At 54.5% G+C, this 15,410-nt stretch carries 17 protein-coding genes; 11 read left to right on the forward strand and 6 right to left on the reverse strand.

The window, feature by feature from the left end; genetic code table 11:
* Positions 1-14 precede the first annotated feature (14 nt).
* Positions 15-668 carry a trimeric intracellular cation channel family protein gene (locus Enr10x_RS29415; RefSeq protein ID WP_145115905.1) on the forward strand — a complete coding sequence of 218 codons (654 nt, stop codon included), beginning with the start codon at positions 15-17 and terminating at the stop codon, positions 666-668.
* Between the two features lie 46 nt (positions 669-714).
* Here the strand turns inward: Enr10x_RS29415 and Enr10x_RS29420 are convergent, their stop codons facing one another.
* Positions 715-1,182 (reverse strand): hypothetical protein, encoded by a 468-nt coding sequence (locus tag Enr10x_RS29420; RefSeq protein ID WP_145115907.1) that lies wholly within the window; start codon positions 1,180-1,182, stop codon positions 715-717.
* A gap of 275 nt (positions 1,183-1,457) precedes the next feature.
* On the opposite strand from Enr10x_RS29420, the gene Enr10x_RS29425 reads away from it, so the two are divergent.
* On the forward strand, positions 1,458-1,817 hold the full coding sequence (locus Enr10x_RS29425) for a hypothetical protein (RefSeq protein ID WP_145115910.1): 360 nt from the start codon (positions 1,458-1,460) through the stop codon (positions 1,815-1,817).
* A 291-nt stretch (positions 1,818-2,108) separates the two neighbouring features.
* Here Enr10x_RS29425 and Enr10x_RS29430 read toward each other — a convergent pair whose 3' ends face one another.
* Positions 2,109-3,398, reverse strand: a complete 1,290-nt coding sequence (locus Enr10x_RS29430; RefSeq protein WP_197996308.1) for a PQQ-binding-like beta-propeller repeat protein — start codon at positions 3,396-3,398, stop codon at positions 2,109-2,111.
* A 214-nt stretch (positions 3,399-3,612) separates the two neighbouring features.
* Positions 3,613-4,158, reverse strand: a complete 546-nt coding sequence (locus tag Enr10x_RS29435) for a GNAT family N-acetyltransferase (protein ID WP_145115917.1) — start codon at positions 4,156-4,158, stop codon at positions 3,613-3,615.
* Between the two features lie 95 nt (positions 4,159-4,253).
* Here Enr10x_RS29435 and Enr10x_RS29440 point away from each other — a divergent pair, with 95 nt between their 5' ends.
* From Enr10x_RS29440 to Enr10x_RS29460, 5 genes are all read left to right on the forward strand, one after another.
* On the forward strand, positions 4,254-4,568 hold the full coding sequence (locus Enr10x_RS29440) for a hypothetical protein (protein ID WP_145115919.1): 315 nt from the start codon (positions 4,254-4,256) through the stop codon (positions 4,566-4,568).
* 97 nt (positions 4,569-4,665) lie between these two features.
* A complete protein-coding gene (locus Enr10x_RS29445; protein WP_197996309.1) occupies positions 4,666-5,190 on the forward strand; it encodes an RNA polymerase sigma factor in 525 nt (174 codons plus the stop codon).
* Positions 5,180-6,331: a UbiA prenyltransferase family protein gene (locus Enr10x_RS29450; protein ID WP_145115922.1), complete on the forward strand. Its 1,152-nt coding sequence runs from the start codon at positions 5,180-5,182 to the stop codon at positions 6,329-6,331. Before Enr10x_RS29445 ends, Enr10x_RS29450 begins: the two co-directional genes overlap by 11 nt.
* Before the next feature lie 83 nt (positions 6,332-6,414).
* The gene (locus Enr10x_RS29455; protein WP_145115925.1) at positions 6,415-6,810 is read left to right on the forward strand and encodes an ArsR/SmtB family transcription factor; all 396 of its coding nucleotides are present in this window, start codon (positions 6,415-6,417) and stop codon (positions 6,808-6,810) included.
* Between the two features lie 107 nt (positions 6,811-6,917).
* A complete protein-coding gene (locus tag Enr10x_RS29460; protein ID WP_145115927.1) occupies positions 6,918-7,316 on the forward strand; it encodes a rhodanese-like domain-containing protein in 399 nt (132 codons plus the stop codon).
* A gap of 151 nt (positions 7,317-7,467) precedes the next feature.
* Here the strand turns inward: Enr10x_RS29460 and Enr10x_RS29465 are convergent, their stop codons facing one another.
* Positions 7,468-8,817, reverse strand: coding sequence for an outer membrane protein assembly factor BamB family protein (locus Enr10x_RS29465; RefSeq protein WP_145452554.1), 1,350 nt, complete (start codon positions 8,815-8,817; stop codon positions 7,468-7,470).
* Positions 8,818-9,314: 497 nt separating this feature from the next.
* Between Enr10x_RS29465 and Enr10x_RS29470 the strand changes: the two genes are divergently transcribed.
* Entirely contained in the window at positions 9,315-9,629 is a 315-nt protein-coding gene (locus Enr10x_RS29470; RefSeq protein WP_145115933.1) for a hypothetical protein, read from the forward strand.
* 145 nt (positions 9,630-9,774) lie between these two features.
* On the opposite strand, the gene Enr10x_RS29475 is transcribed toward Enr10x_RS29470, so the two are convergent.
* Together Enr10x_RS29475 and Enr10x_RS30575 are read right to left on the reverse strand one after the other, a co-directional pair.
* Complete coding sequence (locus tag Enr10x_RS29475) at positions 9,775-10,947, reverse strand: isocitrate/isopropylmalate dehydrogenase family protein (protein WP_145115935.1); 1,173 nt, start codon at positions 10,945-10,947, stop codon at positions 9,775-9,777.
* A 206-nt stretch (positions 10,948-11,153) separates the two neighbouring features.
* The gene (locus tag Enr10x_RS30575) at positions 11,154-11,285 is read right to left on the reverse strand and encodes a hypothetical protein (protein ID WP_261343250.1); all 132 of its coding nucleotides are present in this window, start codon (positions 11,283-11,285) and stop codon (positions 11,154-11,156) included.
* Here Enr10x_RS30575 and Enr10x_RS30740 point away from each other — a divergent pair.
* The 3 genes from Enr10x_RS30740 to Enr10x_RS29490 all read left to right on the forward strand — a co-directional run bounded on the left by Enr10x_RS30740 (position 11,226) and on the right by Enr10x_RS29490 (position 15,339).
* Complete coding sequence (locus tag Enr10x_RS30740) at positions 11,226-11,483, forward strand: Mpo1-like protein (RefSeq protein WP_390620467.1); 258 nt, start codon at positions 11,226-11,228, stop codon at positions 11,481-11,483. The genes Enr10x_RS30575 and Enr10x_RS30740 overlap by 60 nt on opposite strands.
* A gap of 193 nt (positions 11,484-11,676) precedes the next feature.
* Positions 11,677-14,031 carry a TolC family protein gene (locus tag Enr10x_RS29485; RefSeq protein ID WP_145115941.1) on the forward strand — a complete coding sequence of 785 codons (2,355 nt, stop codon included), beginning with the start codon at positions 11,677-11,679 and terminating at the stop codon, positions 14,029-14,031.
* A 333-nt stretch (positions 14,032-14,364) separates the two neighbouring features.
* Positions 14,365-15,339: a helix-turn-helix transcriptional regulator gene (locus tag Enr10x_RS29490; RefSeq protein WP_145115944.1), complete on the forward strand. Its 975-nt coding sequence runs from the start codon at positions 14,365-14,367 to the stop codon at positions 15,337-15,339.
* Positions 15,340-15,410 lie beyond the last annotated feature (71 nt).

The following is a 15,410-nucleotide window of genomic DNA, read 5'->3' on the forward strand; positions in this document are numbered from 1 at the left end:
TCAGCAGGTTCACCATGAGCGTCGCAGACTCACAATATCTGCTGGGGATGATCGGCACGGTCGCATTTGCAGTGACGGGCGTACTGGCGGTGACGCCGCGCGGCGTCGATTTCTTTGGCGCCTGTGTACTCGGTCTGATCACGGCCATCGGCGGCGGTACCATTCGGGACCTGATCCTGGGCGTACCGGTCTTCTGGGAAGCCGACCTGAATTACATCTGGGTCGCCCTGGGGGCCAGTTTCGTGGCCTTCCTCACAAACCGACACATGACGCGCAAGGAAATTTTTAAAACCATGCTGTACCTCGACGCGCTGGGGGTCTCGATGTTTGCCATCCAGGCGGCCCAGAAAGTGATCTGGGTCGAGTTTGGCATGCCACTCGCGCCAGTCCTGCTGGGTGTCCTGACGGCAATCGGTGGTGGCCTGCTCCGCGACGTGCTGGCAGGTCAGCCGACACTCCTGATGCGGCGGGAAATCTATGCCATCCCGGTCACCCTGGGCTGCATCCTGTACGTCGCCCTGGTGTCCTGGCTCCCCGAACATGCCGTCCTGATCGGCGTCGCCTGCTCCGCGCTGATCATGGGCCTGCGGAGCGCCGTGATCCACTGGGACCTGCATGTCCCCCTCTGGCTGACCATCCAGTCAAAACAGAATGAAACTGAAGAGTGAGAATTCAGCAGGACACATCTATTAAGCAGAGATCATGCTTCTGCCATTACTTGTCAATCTGCTTCGTCCACAGCCACTTCCCGTCCGGATGCTGTTCGTCGACCGGATGGCTCAGCGTCATCTGCTGGCCGTTCTTGAGAAAGTCAATCTGCCAGGAATAGGTCTCCTCATCGAACGAACGTTGCAGGCTGGTCAGCGATAACTCCAGACTGGTAAGACTGAGCGAGCGGGGCGGTTCGAACGTTTGCCAGTAAGTGACTTTCAACTCACCCTCATCAATCCACCAGCGGCCGGCAAACTGACCGTTGGACGTGGTGAAAGTACGATCTGCCCGGAAAATACGCAGAAAACCGGGAGTTTCATCGTCCCAGGCGCCCATCAACTGTTGCTCCTCCGCAGACAGGGGCTGTTGCTTCTCCTCCGTTAAGAAGTATGCAATCCCCAGCAGCAGAATGCCGGCCAGACAGACCAGCAGACCTCTTCTGTGCTTCAGTTGGAGCGCGAACGTTTTCATTGGCTAAAAGACCTTACAGGGGCAGTCCTTCACAAGAACTGAGTCTGCACACTTGCCGGTTTGTCTTAAAAAGTGATCCGTTTCTCAAATTAAACCGTATAGGGCGGTTCGGCCAGCCATTTTTGTATTGGCCTCAATCGATTTCGCGGAGCAGATAGAATGACCAGAAATCGCATTGTTCGCCTCGACTCCATGTGTCATCATACGAATGATATTTTAGAGGGCCAACGACTGGCTGGAAGCACATCTCGCAGCAACAACAGGAGAATAGGCGGTTGAAGGTCAATCCCAAGATTCGTTTCACGGTTGTGATTTGCCTGCTGAGTCTCGCTATTGTCATTTTGACGTGGCCGGGACAAGATCAAAGACCGCTGAGTCCCTTTGCCGACTACCCGCTCTGGTTCCTGGGCGGTTTCCTGGTTCAACCTGCGTTTTGTATGGCGTTGATTCAAGAAAACTACTTTGACATGATCGCCATCCTGGCGCTGCTGATCAACGCGGTATTATTTTCGAACGTTTTCTACACGGTTTGGAAATCTCAGAGGCCCCTGCTTCCGCTACTCAGTGAGAGATATGTCGTCGGGCTCGTCATCAATTTTGGAAATTTCGTACTGGCCCTGATGCGTTCCGTTTAGCCCGGGGGAGGAATAAGAAAAGGGGCAGGGCTCCTTGAATCGAAGCCTGCCCCCTCAGGTCTCACTGATGAGATTGACGATGCGATACGGAGACTAGGTAGCGTTTCTTAATTCGGATGTGATATCCCAAAGTCGTTTCAACCGGGGCTAACGCCCTGCGGCTAATTTTGCTTTTCTGCTGTTGAAGTCCTGAAAACAAGAGTCACAGCATACCCTTGGCCACGGTGAATACCGACAGAGCTAACGCTGTCGACTTCATGATCACGCTGAAAACGATTAAATAAACGCTACCTAGGAATCCTGCTTAATGTCATAGCAGAACAGCAGGTCCTGATCGCGAAGATAGAGCCGTCCATTGGAGATGACGGGCCGGGCCCAGACTTTTCCGAGGATGCTCTGTTTTTCCGTGCGCTGCGGAATCGTAAAGCGGCCCGTTTCTTTGAATCCTTTCGGGGTGGCTTCAATGCAGACCAGTACGCCGTCGTCCTGCGTAAAACAGTAGAGGTGTCCATCCGCGGCCATCACGGCACCAGCGGGTGCGGCGCGGCCTTCCATCCAGACACTCTCGCCCGTTTCCAGATCCTGACAGACCCAGCGACCGCGCGAGGTGGTTTTGCCGGTCCAGCCGTAAATTTTTCCGTCGATCAGTACGACGCCGCCGTGGTGGTTGCTCATGGTTTTGTTTTTGTAGAGCACCTTCGCCGTAAACTGATCGCCGTCTTGCTTGACTTCGACCAGTCCGCAACCGGCGTCGTAATCGCAGGTCGTGTAGACCCGATTTCCGGTCACGATAGGCGTGGGAATCACGGCGACTTCATTCACGGGAACTTCGGCGGTCCAGAGCAGTTTGCCGTCAGCAGCGCGGACGCCAGCCAGCTGTTTCGCGGTCAGCACCACGTACTGTTTCACCCCGCCGAAGTCAGCGATCACGGTCGAAGAATAACTGCAGGGGTCGGTCAGTTCTTTAGACTGCCAGACCAGCTTGCCGGTCGCAATGTCGAGGGCGACCACCGAACCCTGCTCACCGCCGGGCGTGCAGATTACATGGTTGCCATCCACCAGGGGAGACTCACAATAGCCCCAGGTGTTTTCCGGTTTGCCCCGCGCTCCACTGAGCATACTGCCGTAGGCTTCACGGAGATTGGCTTTCCAGAGCAGTTTGCCGGTTTTCTGATCCAGGGCAAACAGATCGCCGTTCGCGCCGAGTCCAAACAAGCGGCCGTCGGCGATGGAGGGAGTACTCCGCGGACCGTGGCCCCATTTGGTCAGCATGATGCCTTCCTTGTAGTGGGCGACTTCCTGTTTCCAGAGCTGCTTGCCGCTGGGATCCAGTGCCAGCACAAATTCAGTGTAATCGCCGTTCTCCTGCTTGTCGGCACCGAGCAGGTAGGCGTAGTCATTGACAACCGCCGGGGCAGAGTAGCCGATCCCGCAGTCCTTGAAGGACCACACCGGCTTGAAGTCTTCGGGAAAAGTAGAGCGGAGCCCGGTCTCGGCCGAAATGGAGTTCCGGTTCGGGCCCTGCCACTGAGGCCAGTCGGCGGCCTGTGTCGCAGCAGTCATCAGTATCAGAGTGGTCACTAAAAAAGTTGCTGCCCCTGAAGGGCGCTGAAAAAGTCGCATGGTCGATTCGTTTCCTGGTCCTGGTCTTTCAGTAGTAATTGAGTCGCTTTTCGTGAAGAACGCCTGCCGTTAATTCTATGATCGTGGCACTGTGGTTGACAGGTCCAGTTCGATGAATTTTTGAAGCGCGATTTCTGTTCGCCGTATGCGACCAACTTCAGTCGCGGCACTGTTAGAATAAATGCCCCAGCAGATCGATGGTCTGGGTATCGTCCCAGGGAATTGTTCCGCTGATCCGCTTGACCAGCATGCAGTCTGTGACCGGGCGCTCGATCAGTCCGATGCTCTGACCCTCATCAATGCCCAGCCAGATACAATTATTTTTCGTATGCGTGTAGCCCAGCTTCCGGTAGAGGTCATGCTCGTCGGCGAACAGCAGGCAAAAGTCAATGTCGTGCGATTTTGCTGTCTGCTCAACGGTTCTCATGAGTGCCGTGGCCACCCCCTGTCGTCGCTCCGCTTCTCTGACGCAGAGATCGACCACACCAAAAATCGACGCACACTGATCTCCGACCCGAATCGCCCGATGCTCCAGCCCCAGTTGCCCGATCAGGGTTCCATCCGCATAGGCCAGCAGCCGCTGTTGCGGCATTTGTTTAAAGAAGTGCCGCTCTTCGAAGTAACCCGGGAAACAATCCTTGAGCAGAGCAAGAATTTGCGCCCGCTGTTCCGCGCTCAATTCATATTCGTTTATCTGGATGATCTTAATTTCTTCCATTCGTTTGATCGATTCTTGCGAAGTGGGGATTTTCTGGAATAATCCAGCATAAGACTTTAACACATTCTCCTTATCCTTTCTAAATAAAGCGCATCATGGCACATGAAGAATCGAAAGAGTCGATCGCAGCGCTCCGCAAGGAAGTCGCTCTACTTGCTGATTTGTGTCGCCCCCTGTTCGATTCTGAAACGCTTACCGGAGTGGATCATTATTTGAACCACAATGAGCCAGAAATGGCTCTGGAGGGATTACTGATCGAACTGATTCAGGCGAACCGCTATCCCGTACCATTCGATACGGATCGGTGGGAGCAAATTGTCGCCTCTGCTGATTTCTCGGATGGCGGTGTCTTTGAGGAAGAGATCCTCCATCAATTCCGCGCCTGGCTCGCGGGTAGTAAGCCCCAATAACCAATCCATTTTTTTACAAGAAATTCGCATACGACACCTTTTTTCTGTAAGTCGGCCCCTGCAGCGGTTACTAATAGCTGTGGAAAGGGGTGTTGTCGTGCACGATCAAACACGGGAATCGCTGTTCATGGACTGGCTGGACACGCATGGTGCCGCCGTCTGGAAAGTGGCACGCGCCTACACCCTGACCAGCGAAGAGACCCAGGACCTTGCTCAGGAAATTCTACTGCAGGCCTGGAAGTCACTGCCGCAGTTTGCGCAGAAGTCGAGCCCGGCCACCTGGTTTTATCGTGTGGCACTCCAGACGGCGATGAATTGGCGCAGAAAAGAAGCGCCGCGACGGGTTCGACAGAAACCGTTGCTGGAAGTGCAGATGCTGACAGCCGGGGAGGCGGACAGTGCCGCTTCAGCGCAGCAACGGGATCTCGTCGAGCAGCTCTACAAGGCCATTCACCAGTTGCCCAAAACCGATGCAGCGCTGGTGCTGCTTTATCTGGAAGAGCTGAGCTATCGCGAGATGTCTGAAGTGCTGGGGATTTCCGAAAACTATGTCGGCGTGAAACTGAACCGGGCCAGGCAGGCATTGAATGAGCTGATGAAAGGGGAAACCGATGACTCCTGACGAATTCCAACAGGCCTGGCAGGCAGACTCGGCCCAGACGCGGGTCATCATTGATGCGGACCTGCTGCGCGAGGAAGTGCAGCGCGATCAGCGTCAATTCAATACGATGATTTCTTATCGCGATTTCGGTGAAGTCGGGGTTGCGATCGTGATGATTCCCATCTGGTTTGTGATGGGCTATATGCTGGATCTTCCCTGGGCATGGTATCTGAGCGTGCCGGTGTTTCTGTGGATTGCGGGGTTCATGCTGCTGTACCGCAGACGCCATCAGCCAGAGCCCGATAAATCGGAAGGACCATTATTACAGCAGTGCGTACAGCGCTCGCTGGCCGAAGCCGAGGAGCAGATCTGGCTGCTCAAGAACATCCTCTGGTGGTACCTGCTACCGCCGACCCTCTCGATTACGGCTTTCTTTGCACAGATCTCCTGGCAGTCGCGGGAAGGGGGCTGGGCGCCCGCGCTGCTTTTCTTTGTCCTGATGGAAGGATTTGTGCTGGCCCTGTATGGCTGGATTTATGTTCTGAATCAGCGCGTCGTGCGTGAGCAGCTCCTGCCGCGGCGGGAAGAATTACAGAAACTGCGCACCAGTCTTGAACAGGAAACCACGGATGAGGGCATTAACGGTCAGATCGCACTGCCGAACCTTCCCTTCCCGGGAAAGATTCCCCCGGCCCCCTGTGCTTCCCCGGTTCAGTTGATCGTTGGACTGGTGCTGTTTCTCGCCATTATCCTGCTCTTATTCTTCTTTATCTACCAGGCGAAGCACTGGGACTCCGGCAGTAGTCAACATTTTCCGAAACGCGCCCCCTTTGCGGCGGTCCGCTGGGAAGACTCGCAGCCGGAAGTCAAAGTGAACGACGAGTGGTACAGGCTGATTGCGCTGGACGGCATCCCTGCAGAGGAGATGATCACCTTCAGCAAAGAGACCTTCGGTGATAAGTGGCAGAAACGCTTTGAAGAGGATCTGGTCGAACTAATGTCCCGCATGGGACATCCCCCGGGAAGCACCGTCACGCTGGAGGTGCAGTTGCTGTCGTCTAGTGAGAAACAGACCTTGAAAGAGGTCCGCATGACAATTGCCAACCGCGCCGCCATCTGGTTAGCAGCCCAGGCACGGGAACGGGATGCCGCAGGGAAGTGAAATTGGGGGTTGTCTTGTTAGAAGCAGCCCATTATAATATTCGAACATTCGAATATCCATAACTGAATTGAACTGTCTCACCTATGATTGAAACGGAAAGTGCGGCGGAAATGCTGAAGGCGTTTTCGCATCCCACCCGGCTCTCGATTCTGCAGGAACTGTTGGCCGGTCCCAAGTGTGTCACCGATCTGGAAGAGCTGTTGCCCGTGCGGCAGGCGAACCTCTCGCAGCATCTGTGCGTATTGCGGAATGCAAACCTTGTGGACTTTGCCCAGGAAGGGGCACTGCGGTGCTATTACCTCGCGCGTCCCAGGCTGGTGGGGGACATGCTGAAGTTACTCGGCCGTGAAGAACCCGTTATCAAACGTTCGCCTGCTCAGCTGAAGGCGGATAAACAGCGGCTGGAAAAAGCCCGCCAGCGACAGGCAGGCTCGAATTCTCAGATACAACGCTCACCGTGCAAAAGTAGCTCAACATAAAAGTCAGGTCCATTCGATGATGGAGATGCTTTCTACCATCGAGACAAAACCGGAACCTGTCACATTATTGTTTTAAAAACCATCCATTCTTAAGGAGTCTGTTTACGATGAATCACTGGAAGTCATATTTGCTGACACTGGCCTGCGCCGGATTGCTGGTCAGTGCTGTCAATGGTGCGGATCCCACGAAAGATTCGCTGGCCACGGTTAAAAAGAATCTGGAGAACAAGAAAGCCGTCCTCGTGGATGTACGCGAAACAGATGAATGGGATGAGGGCCATATTTCCGGAGCGAAGTCGCTGCCGCTCAGCGTATTAAGTAACGGGATCTCCCCGAAAACACTGACCATGAAACTTTCCAAGAAGCACATCATCTACACGCATTGCGCGGCCGGTTTCCGGTCCTGCAAGGCGGCTGATGTTCTGTTGAAACACGGCTACGACGTGCGACCCCTGAAGCCTGGTTACGATGAGCTGGTCGAATCCGGCTTCAAGAAAGCCAAATAGCCGATCGCGGGATCAATTTGTGAAATAAAAAAGGGGCAGGAACCGGAAGTCTTGGTTCCTGCCTCTTTCGTTTTTATTAAAACGGCATGCCTCCTGCCTAGGTGGCGTTTATTAATTCAGATGTTATATACCAAAGTCATTTCAACCGGGGCTAACGCCCTGCGGCTAATTGCTGCAGGCAGTACAGCTGGCTGCCCGTTCTGAGGACCAGGTAACCGTTCACAACCCCCGCGCCGTACAGAGTCGGGCGGGAGAACATGGCTGATGCCCGGCGGCGCTCGGCGGTGGTTTCTTCAGCTGTGGGAACGTTGTTCACCGGCGGCGCATCTTCGGTCCAGAGTTCGTTTTCGGCGACGATCTCGAATGTATTGCCCGCTTTTAAGACGGTGGTCACGCCGTTCTTGCCGAAGAAATAGATGTGATCGCCGATGCCCACAGGAGTGGCCCAGCAGGACTCTTTAATCCGGCTGGTAAAAATCGACTCTCCGTTTCCGGCATTCAGACAGTAGACGACGCCCACCCGGTTCACCCAGTAGGCATGCCCGCGATAGACGATCGGCGTTCCCCAGGAAGGGGTCGGGCTGGCATTGGTCCAGACGAAGCCCGGCTGCCATGCGTTGTCCTGCTGCTTCACTACAAACAGGCCGTTGGATTTTTTTGCCAGTTCGTTGTTATCGCCCTCCCGACCGGGCGACGCACCGATCAGGAATTCACCGTTACCGGCAGGTAGCGGGCTGGTCTTGTTATTACCGCCTACTTGAGCATAGGACCAGAGCTGTTTTCCTGTCTGGGGATCGTAGCCATCGATGGTCCCGGCGGAACTGCAGACCACCTGCTGTGCCTCGCCGACAGGTACGATCATCGGCGAACTCCAGCTGGCGCGACTCTTGCGGTCGGTTTTCCATAACTCGCTGCCATCCGCTTTACTGACCGCGGTAATGTAGGACGGTCCTTCGTCATCGATGAGTACGATCACGCGGTCCTTCCACTGCACGGGCGAGGCGGACAGTCCGAACTTGTTTTGGGGTGCGCCGTAGCGTTTCGCCAGCGAGGCCGTCCACTTTAGCTTGCCGGCGTGGGAGAGGGCTACGATGTCACCACTTTCGAAATAAGCATAGATGCCGTTCTCATCCAGCACGGGCGTCGGGGCGGCCCGACTGATGTAGACGCTGTTCTTTTCCGGATTTGTTGAAGGCTGGACATGATCCCAGAGCTGCTTGCCTGACTTGAGTGAATAACAGACAACGTGCAGCTGTTCCTTGTTCGGTCCCTCCACCGAGGTCACATAAACCTGATCGCCCCAGATCACCGGACTGGACTGACCATAGCCGGGGATTCCCGCTTTCCAGGCGATGTTCTGTTCGGGGGACCACTGAGTGGGAATGGTGTCAGCCTTAATGGGCGAGGCGCCGGCTCCCAGAAAACCGGGCCAGCGATCCTGGGCAGTTAAAGTGGTGGGCAGGATGAACAATAGAAGTAATATGAAATGCGGGGGTCTCATGATCTCGGTCCTGAATTCCCTGGCGGGCGGGTATGGGAAATGTGAAAGTTGATGTGCCGACCACTGAATGTGACAACGTCTGCACGCAGACAGACATTATGTGTGAAACAGAAGCCGGTAATCAAACGAGGTGTGGGTCATCAATGCTGATTTGTAGAGAGTGCCGGGGGCCGGGAGAGCCATGTTTCTGGCCTAAATGTGCTGACATTCCTGTGCAGCGTCTGTCCACATGGTCAAAATCCCCTATTTTCTTAATATTTTTACAAATACCGGACCATTCCGAGCTGACATGATTGACGTGAACCGAATTCCTGCGATCATTCCCACTGTTTTCATAGAAAATACCCACCAGATTCATATAGCGCGCTCCCGCTGGTTCCCCGGTAACCAGCGACCCCCAAACTAAAACCCCCGCCTGTTGATCCCACCCGATCCGCCTGAATGCATTGCAATGATCCTGGCTTCAGGATGCAGGAGCGCAGCAGAGGAATGTTCCCGTGAACTTTAAGGCCCTGTTCTGTTTATTATTCATCGTACTGTCTGTGGCTGTGGTCCCGGCGATGAAAAGCGACCCTCCCGTGACCAAAGTAGATCAGAAGACCGGCGAAGTCTGGCGCGGCCGGTTTGATGAGCAGGGGCGACTGCATGGCTACTGTACCCGGCATGACAAGGTCGGGAACCTGATCCAGGAAGATGAATTTGATCACGGTGCCTGCCTGTATCGCCGGAGATATGATGCCCGGGGCAGCCTGACCCTCGAACTTCGCGAGGGAGGCGACTATCAGCTGGTCCAGACGTTCCCCCGGGAGTAACTGGAGTGGAAACTTTTTCACTGTTGGCGAGTCAACAGTGCCACCCACTGACCCTTGAGATACTACCGGCCGGATACAAAAAAACGCTGCAGAGCGAACTGTTTGCTCTGCAGCGTTAATTTTTTGATCGATTTGAACTCAGGGATTACTGCATTTTACGACAGATGGCTTCGGCCATTTCCTGAGTACCAACAGCAGTCGGATCGTTGCGATCGAGTTTGAGGTCGTAGGTGACGTCTTTCCCTTCTTCGATGACGTCGGCCACAGCCTGATCCAGTTTGGCAGCTGCTTCATGCTCGCCCAGGTAGTCCAGCATCATCTTACCGGAGAGGATCAGGGCGACTGGGTTGACCTTGTTCTGACCTTTGTACTTCGGAGCCGAACCGTGGGTCGCTTCGAAGATGGCGGCTTCGGTTCCGATGTTGGAACCGGGAGCTACACCCAGACCACCAACCAGGCCGGCACAGAGGTCACTCAGAATGTCGCCGTACAGGTTGGAAGTGACGAGCACGTCATACAGTTCGGGCTTCTGAACCAGCTGCATGCACATGTTGTCGATCAGACGCTCATTGTACTCAATGCTGCCGCCACAATCGGGAACATTGCCGGCCAGCTTGGCATCGGGTTCAACGCCTTCGGCGAGGTCTTCCCATTCAAATTTGGCACCGTAGGCTTTTGCGACGGCCCGGGTTTCATCGTACCAGAGGCCATCGGTGAACTTCATGATGTTGGCTTTGCAGATCGAGGTGACTGCTTTACGCTTGTTGTCGACGGCATATTTGAACGCGTAGTTGCAGATATCACGGGTTCCCTGGTAAGACATCGGCTTGATGCTGACGCCGGTTTCATCCAGAGGAGTGTTGATCTTTTTGCCAGTCGCGTATTCGTTGATGGTCTTGATCAGGGCAGCTGTCTTTTCTTCGCCCGCCTTGAATTCGACACCCGCGTAGAGGTCTTCGGTGTTTTCGCGAACGATCACCAGGTCGACGTTGGAATCCGCGAAGTAGGTCCGGACACCTTTGTAGGTTTTACAGGGACGGATGCAGGCATAGAGCCCGAGTTCCTGACGCAGGAAAACGTTGACGCTGCGGAAGCCTTTGCCGATCGGTGTGGTGATAGGCGCCTTGAGAGCAACTTTGTTGGCCCGGACCGATTCCATCACCCGATCGGGAACGCTGCCTTCGGCTTCGATGACTTCAATTCCACATTCCTGAACATCCCAGTCGATTTTGACTCCTGTCGCATCAACACATTTTCTGGTAGCCTCGGCGATTTCGGGACCAACTCCATCGCCCGGGATTAATGTGACTTTATACATCGTTTCCTCTAATACTTCTGACAAAAAGGGAATGTGACCGGAATCTCAATTGCATCAATAACTGAGCGACAAGCCTGCTGACTCTTGAAACCAAAGGCCCTACTGGCTGATACTGATGAAATCACTCACAGATAAGCAGTGACCGTATCAAAACAGATATCGCTTTTCAACTATACGAGAGAGCCGTCCCCCGGTTTTCAAGCCAATCAGAGCCCCCGATGATCCAGCGTTTTCTTCATAATTACCTGCTGCGACACCAGAACCGTACCAATCAGATCCTGCATCTGATCGGAGTGCCCCTCACTTTCGGGGGCCTGGTCGGGTTTGGGCTGGCGCACCAGTGGCTGTATGCCGGCTGCGCTTTTGTGGCTGGATATGCCCTGCAGTTTCTGGGTCACGCGATTGAGCAAAATGATGCTGGCGAACTCATTTTGATCAAGAAATTAATGGGAAAACCTTACACGGAATTCGGTCCACAGACCCAATCTCAACAGAATTTTGACCAACCGTCAAAAAAGTCAAGTTGTAACGATTAAATCGCCGATACCGAATGTAGTGATTTTGCCGAGAAAGCAGGCTGCCTTGCGCTCCCGTGTGTGTTTCTACTGTGGGACAGGCTGTTTCTGCAGGCAAATTCTCCCTGAACGTATCTTCGATTATGAACTATAAGCTGTTACACGAAAACACTTTGCGACCATAATTGACGTTCATGTCTTTAAGGATAGATACATGAACCTTCGCCAGAAATTACGCCTGATTCTCTGTGGATGCATGATGACCACTCAAATTATGGGTTGTCATGGCCTGGGAACCGACACCGACCTGCACTATCTGGGTGACAAGGAGCTTCAATACTATGAAGACGTCGCCACAAAGATAGAATATCCTGCAGTTTACGAAGAAACGCCGGAAGAAATCACGTTCTCGGGCAAGCCCCGGACCCTGGTCGATCGCTCCCAGGATGAGATCTGGGATTTGCCTCTGATGGACGCCGTGCATCTGGGTCTGGCCAACAGTGAAGTGATCCGCGTGAACGGGACATTGGGAACCAACGGCAACTCCCTGCTGACCAATCCTGACAATACACCGACGATTTTTGACCCTGCGATCCAGGAGACCAACGTACTGCTGGGTGGAGCCCGCGGCGTGGAAGCAGCATTATCCGCCTTCGATACCACCTTCACAGCGAATATGTTATGGGGACGTTCCGAACAGGTGCAGAACAGTCCGTTTTTCGGCGGGATTCCGGGCGGGACACTGACTCAGGAAACCGGCCAGTTCCAGTCCAGCCTGGCCAAGAACTTTGCCAACGGTGGTCAATTCTCAGTCAATCATAACTGGAACTACACAGGCAGTAACTCAACCAGCCAGCTGCTCCCCTCGAACTATGCCGGCAATCTGGGCATCTCCTATCGTCAACCGTTGCTGGCGGGAGCCGGGGTGGAATACACCCGGATCGCCGGTCCGATCGGGACCAGTTTCTCCGGGATTACCGGGGTGAGCCAGGGGGTTGTGATCGCCCGGATCAACAACGACCAGGCATTGGCCGACTTCGAACGCAACGTGCGGAACCTGATCTCCGATATTGAAGAGAGCTACTGGCAACTGTATCTGGCTTATCGTCTGTATGATACGCAGGTCGTCGCCCGCAACTCTGCACTCCGCAGCTGGCGGGAAGCCCACGCGAAACTGGAAGCCGGCGGTACACGAAACTTCAAGCCGGCCGATGAAGCCCAGGCCAAAGACCGTCTGTTTGAAACCCAGGCCCTCGTGCAGACAACCCGCAGTGATATCTATTCTGCGGAGAGCCGCTTCCGACGACTGGTGGGTCTGCCCGTCAATGATGGTAAAATCATCCGTCCGATCGATGATCCGATTGCAGCGGAATTCTCTCCTGACTGGAGTATGTGTCTGACGGAAGCGCTGGTTCACCGTGTCGAACTCCGCAAACAGAAGTGGAGTATCAAGAGTCTCGAACTGCAGCGTCTGGCTGCCACCAGCCTGACCAAGCCCCGATTCGACCTGATCTCCAGCTATCAGGTGAACGGCTTTGGTGATCGTCTGCTGAGCCAGAGCAATGCCGACGGCGTCACCTCACAGGGATTACACAGTGCGTATGGTACCTTGATGAATAACGACCAGGACAGCTGGACGCTGGGCTGGCAGTTCAGCATGCCCCTTGGTTTCCGCTCGGCACATGCCCAGGTAGAAAACCTCGAATTCCGTCTGTCCAAGGCACGTTCGATCCTGCAGGCACAGGAAATGGATGTCAGCCAGGAACTGGCGATCACGTTCCAGGATCTGACCAAGAACTATGCCACCGCACAGTCCAACTTCAACCGCTGGCGTGCGGCCCGCAGACGTGTGGAACTGTTCGATGCGGAAGTTCAGGCGGGAACCACTACGCTGGATACCCTGCTGCGTGCCCAGTCCAGTCTGGCTCAGGCCGAAACAGAGTATTACCGTTCGCTGGTTGCGTATAACATCGCGATCAAAAACCTCCACAAATGGAAGGGGACACTGCTCAAACATAACAACATTCACCTGATGGAAGGCGAATGGAATCCGGTGGCCTATCAGCAGGCATTGCGGAAAGCCTGGGCACGAACCCACGGTGTTGAAGCCTCCCGACTGCAGCATAAGCCAGCCGCCTTCGTGGCTGACGGCTACATCGGCGAAGTGGGTGTGATGCCTGCTCCGGGTGGTGAAGAGGGAATATACTCTTCCGAACAGGAAGGGATGACACCTGAATTCCAGCCTGTTCCGGAACCGGACATGTCACCGGATTACGCACCGCCGGCTCCTTCCGTGACACCACCGCCTCAGCCCGAGGCACGCATCAGGATCAATGGACCGGGCGGCAGCAATCCGCTCGCTCCGACTTCGATCGATCGGGCTGTCAAGGTAGTCCTGGAGTCGGAGGAAACGTCTTCCGATCTCTACGTCACTCCAATTTCCGGAACACGGGATGAACTGCCGATACCTCAGGCAGAGATTCCGAGTACGCAAGGGGAGCTCCCGATCGCGAATCCGAACGAAAACCTGGAACTGGAATTTCAGCCGGCCAGCAGTTTTGTGGAATAAAACATACTAATAAGGGTCACATTATTCAGATCATGCCGCTTTCACAGGCAAACCAGACGGGCGTCTGAGTTTTTTGGGGTCGCATTCAAATTTCAGTATCCATTGCGATCAGCAGATGTTAGGTTTAAACATCGCCAATGAGGGAAATACCTTAAGCTGCTCCATTTTCATTTGCGATGAATTGTGTCGATGCCCATCTCCATCGATTGATGTTTTCAACAGTGATATCCTCCCGGGTCTCTGATGAGACGCGGAGAAGGTACGAGCTGACGTTTCGGGATTGAACACCCGCCACTGACCAGGCCTGTGGAAGAGCATTCATAAAGATAGTTCATGGTGGCTGGACGAATTCCTCGTCTCCTGAAATTGATTGCGTTGTTACAATCAGGGCGAGTCTACAATTCCGCACAACTTGCCAGTGAATGCGAGGTCAGTCGCAGGACGGTTTTCCGTGACCTGAAGACGCTCCATGAGTCCGGCATCTACGTCCTGTACGACGAGGAGAAGCAGGGGTATTCGCTTCCCTGGAAAACCATCCTGCCTTTCAAAGACCTCACGTTTGAAGAAGCCCTGGCTTTGTTCGTCTTATGCCAGGACCTCGATCAGACGACGGTGGGGCTCCCCTTCGATCAGTTTGCCCGCTCGGCTTCGACCAAGGTCCTGAACAGCCTGCCCGACTCTTTGCGGGAAAGTGTGATTGACGCGGCCCAGACCATTTCCGTCTGGTGCACTCCGGTCAACCCGGAGGTCTTAAGCGCAACCCATCACAAGCATCTGTTCCAGGCAGCGATCTCGAAAAAGAATGTACGGATTCAACACACCAGCGCCGGCACTTCGAAACCACAGTCGACAATGTTGAGCCCGTATCACATTCTGTATGCGAACCGGCAGTGGTACGCGGTTGGACGCTCGTCCGTTGATCGCGGAATCAAGGCCTTTCCGATCCTCAAGATAGTCAAATCCGAAGTTCTGGACGAATCGTTCAAAAGGCCCTCCCGCTTCAAACTGGATCGTTACCTGAGCAACTCCTGGGACCCGATCCGCGGGGCCGGCAAGGCCGTGCCTGTGAAAATCCGCTTCCAGAGCAGTGTGGCTCAGATGGTCTCGCAAATCTCCTGGAACCCCACCCAGCAAATCAGGAAGCTGAAAGGGGGCATGATTGAATTCCGGGCCCGGGTGGACGACCTGGAACAGATCGTCAACTGGACTTTGAGTTTCGGCGACCAGGCGGAAGTCATCAGCCCGCGCGCCTTTCGAGATCTGATCCAGCAGCGGGCCTCTGACATCGCACAGATTTACAGTAATTAGTGCTGCGAAAAAACCGGCGAACCTCGTTTGCAGAGAGCGGGTCATGACGGATAAGTAACCCGAATTCAGGC

Origin of the sequence: Gimesia panareensis (genome assembly GCF_007748155.1) — a bacterium.
GTDB lineage: Bacteria > Planctomycetota > Planctomycetia > Planctomycetales > Planctomycetaceae > Gimesia > Gimesia panareensis.

Bases quoted from the DNA above. Each gene is read 5' to 3' on its own strand.
- Enr10x_RS29415 (WP_145115905.1), top strand. From the start codon at position 15: ATGAGCGTCGCAGACTCACAATATCTGCTGGGGATGATCGGCACGGTC.
- Enr10x_RS29420 (WP_145115907.1), bottom strand. From the start codon at position 1,182: ATGAAAACGTTCGCGCTCCAACTGAAGCACAGAAGAGGTCTGCTGGTC.
- Enr10x_RS29435 (WP_145115917.1), bottom strand. From the start codon at position 4,158: ATGGAAGAAATTAAGATCATCCAGATAAACGAATATGAATTGAGCGCG.
- Enr10x_RS29440 (WP_145115919.1), top strand. From the start codon at position 4,254: ATGGCACATGAAGAATCGAAAGAGTCGATCGCAGCGCTCCGCAAGGAA.
- Enr10x_RS29450 (WP_145115922.1), top strand. From the start codon at position 5,180: ATGACTCCTGACGAATTCCAACAGGCCTGGCAGGCAGACTCGGCCCAG.
- Enr10x_RS29455 (WP_145115925.1), top strand. From the start codon at position 6,415: ATGATTGAAACGGAAAGTGCGGCGGAAATGCTGAAGGCGTTTTCGCAT.
- Enr10x_RS29460 (WP_145115927.1), top strand. From the start codon at position 6,918: ATGAATCACTGGAAGTCATATTTGCTGACACTGGCCTGCGCCGGATTG.
- Enr10x_RS29465 (WP_145452554.1), bottom strand. From the start codon at position 8,817: ATGAGACCCCCGCATTTCATATTACTTCTATTGTTCATCCTGCCCACC.
- Enr10x_RS29475 (WP_145115935.1), bottom strand. From the start codon at position 10,947: ATGTATAAAGTCACATTAATCCCGGGCGATGGAGTTGGTCCCGAAATC.
- Enr10x_RS29485 (WP_145115941.1), top strand. From the start codon at position 11,677: ATGAACCTTCGCCAGAAATTACGCCTGATTCTCTGTGGATGCATGATG.
- Enr10x_RS29490 (WP_145115944.1), top strand. From the start codon at position 14,365: ATGGTGGCTGGACGAATTCCTCGTCTCCTGAAATTGATTGCGTTGTTA.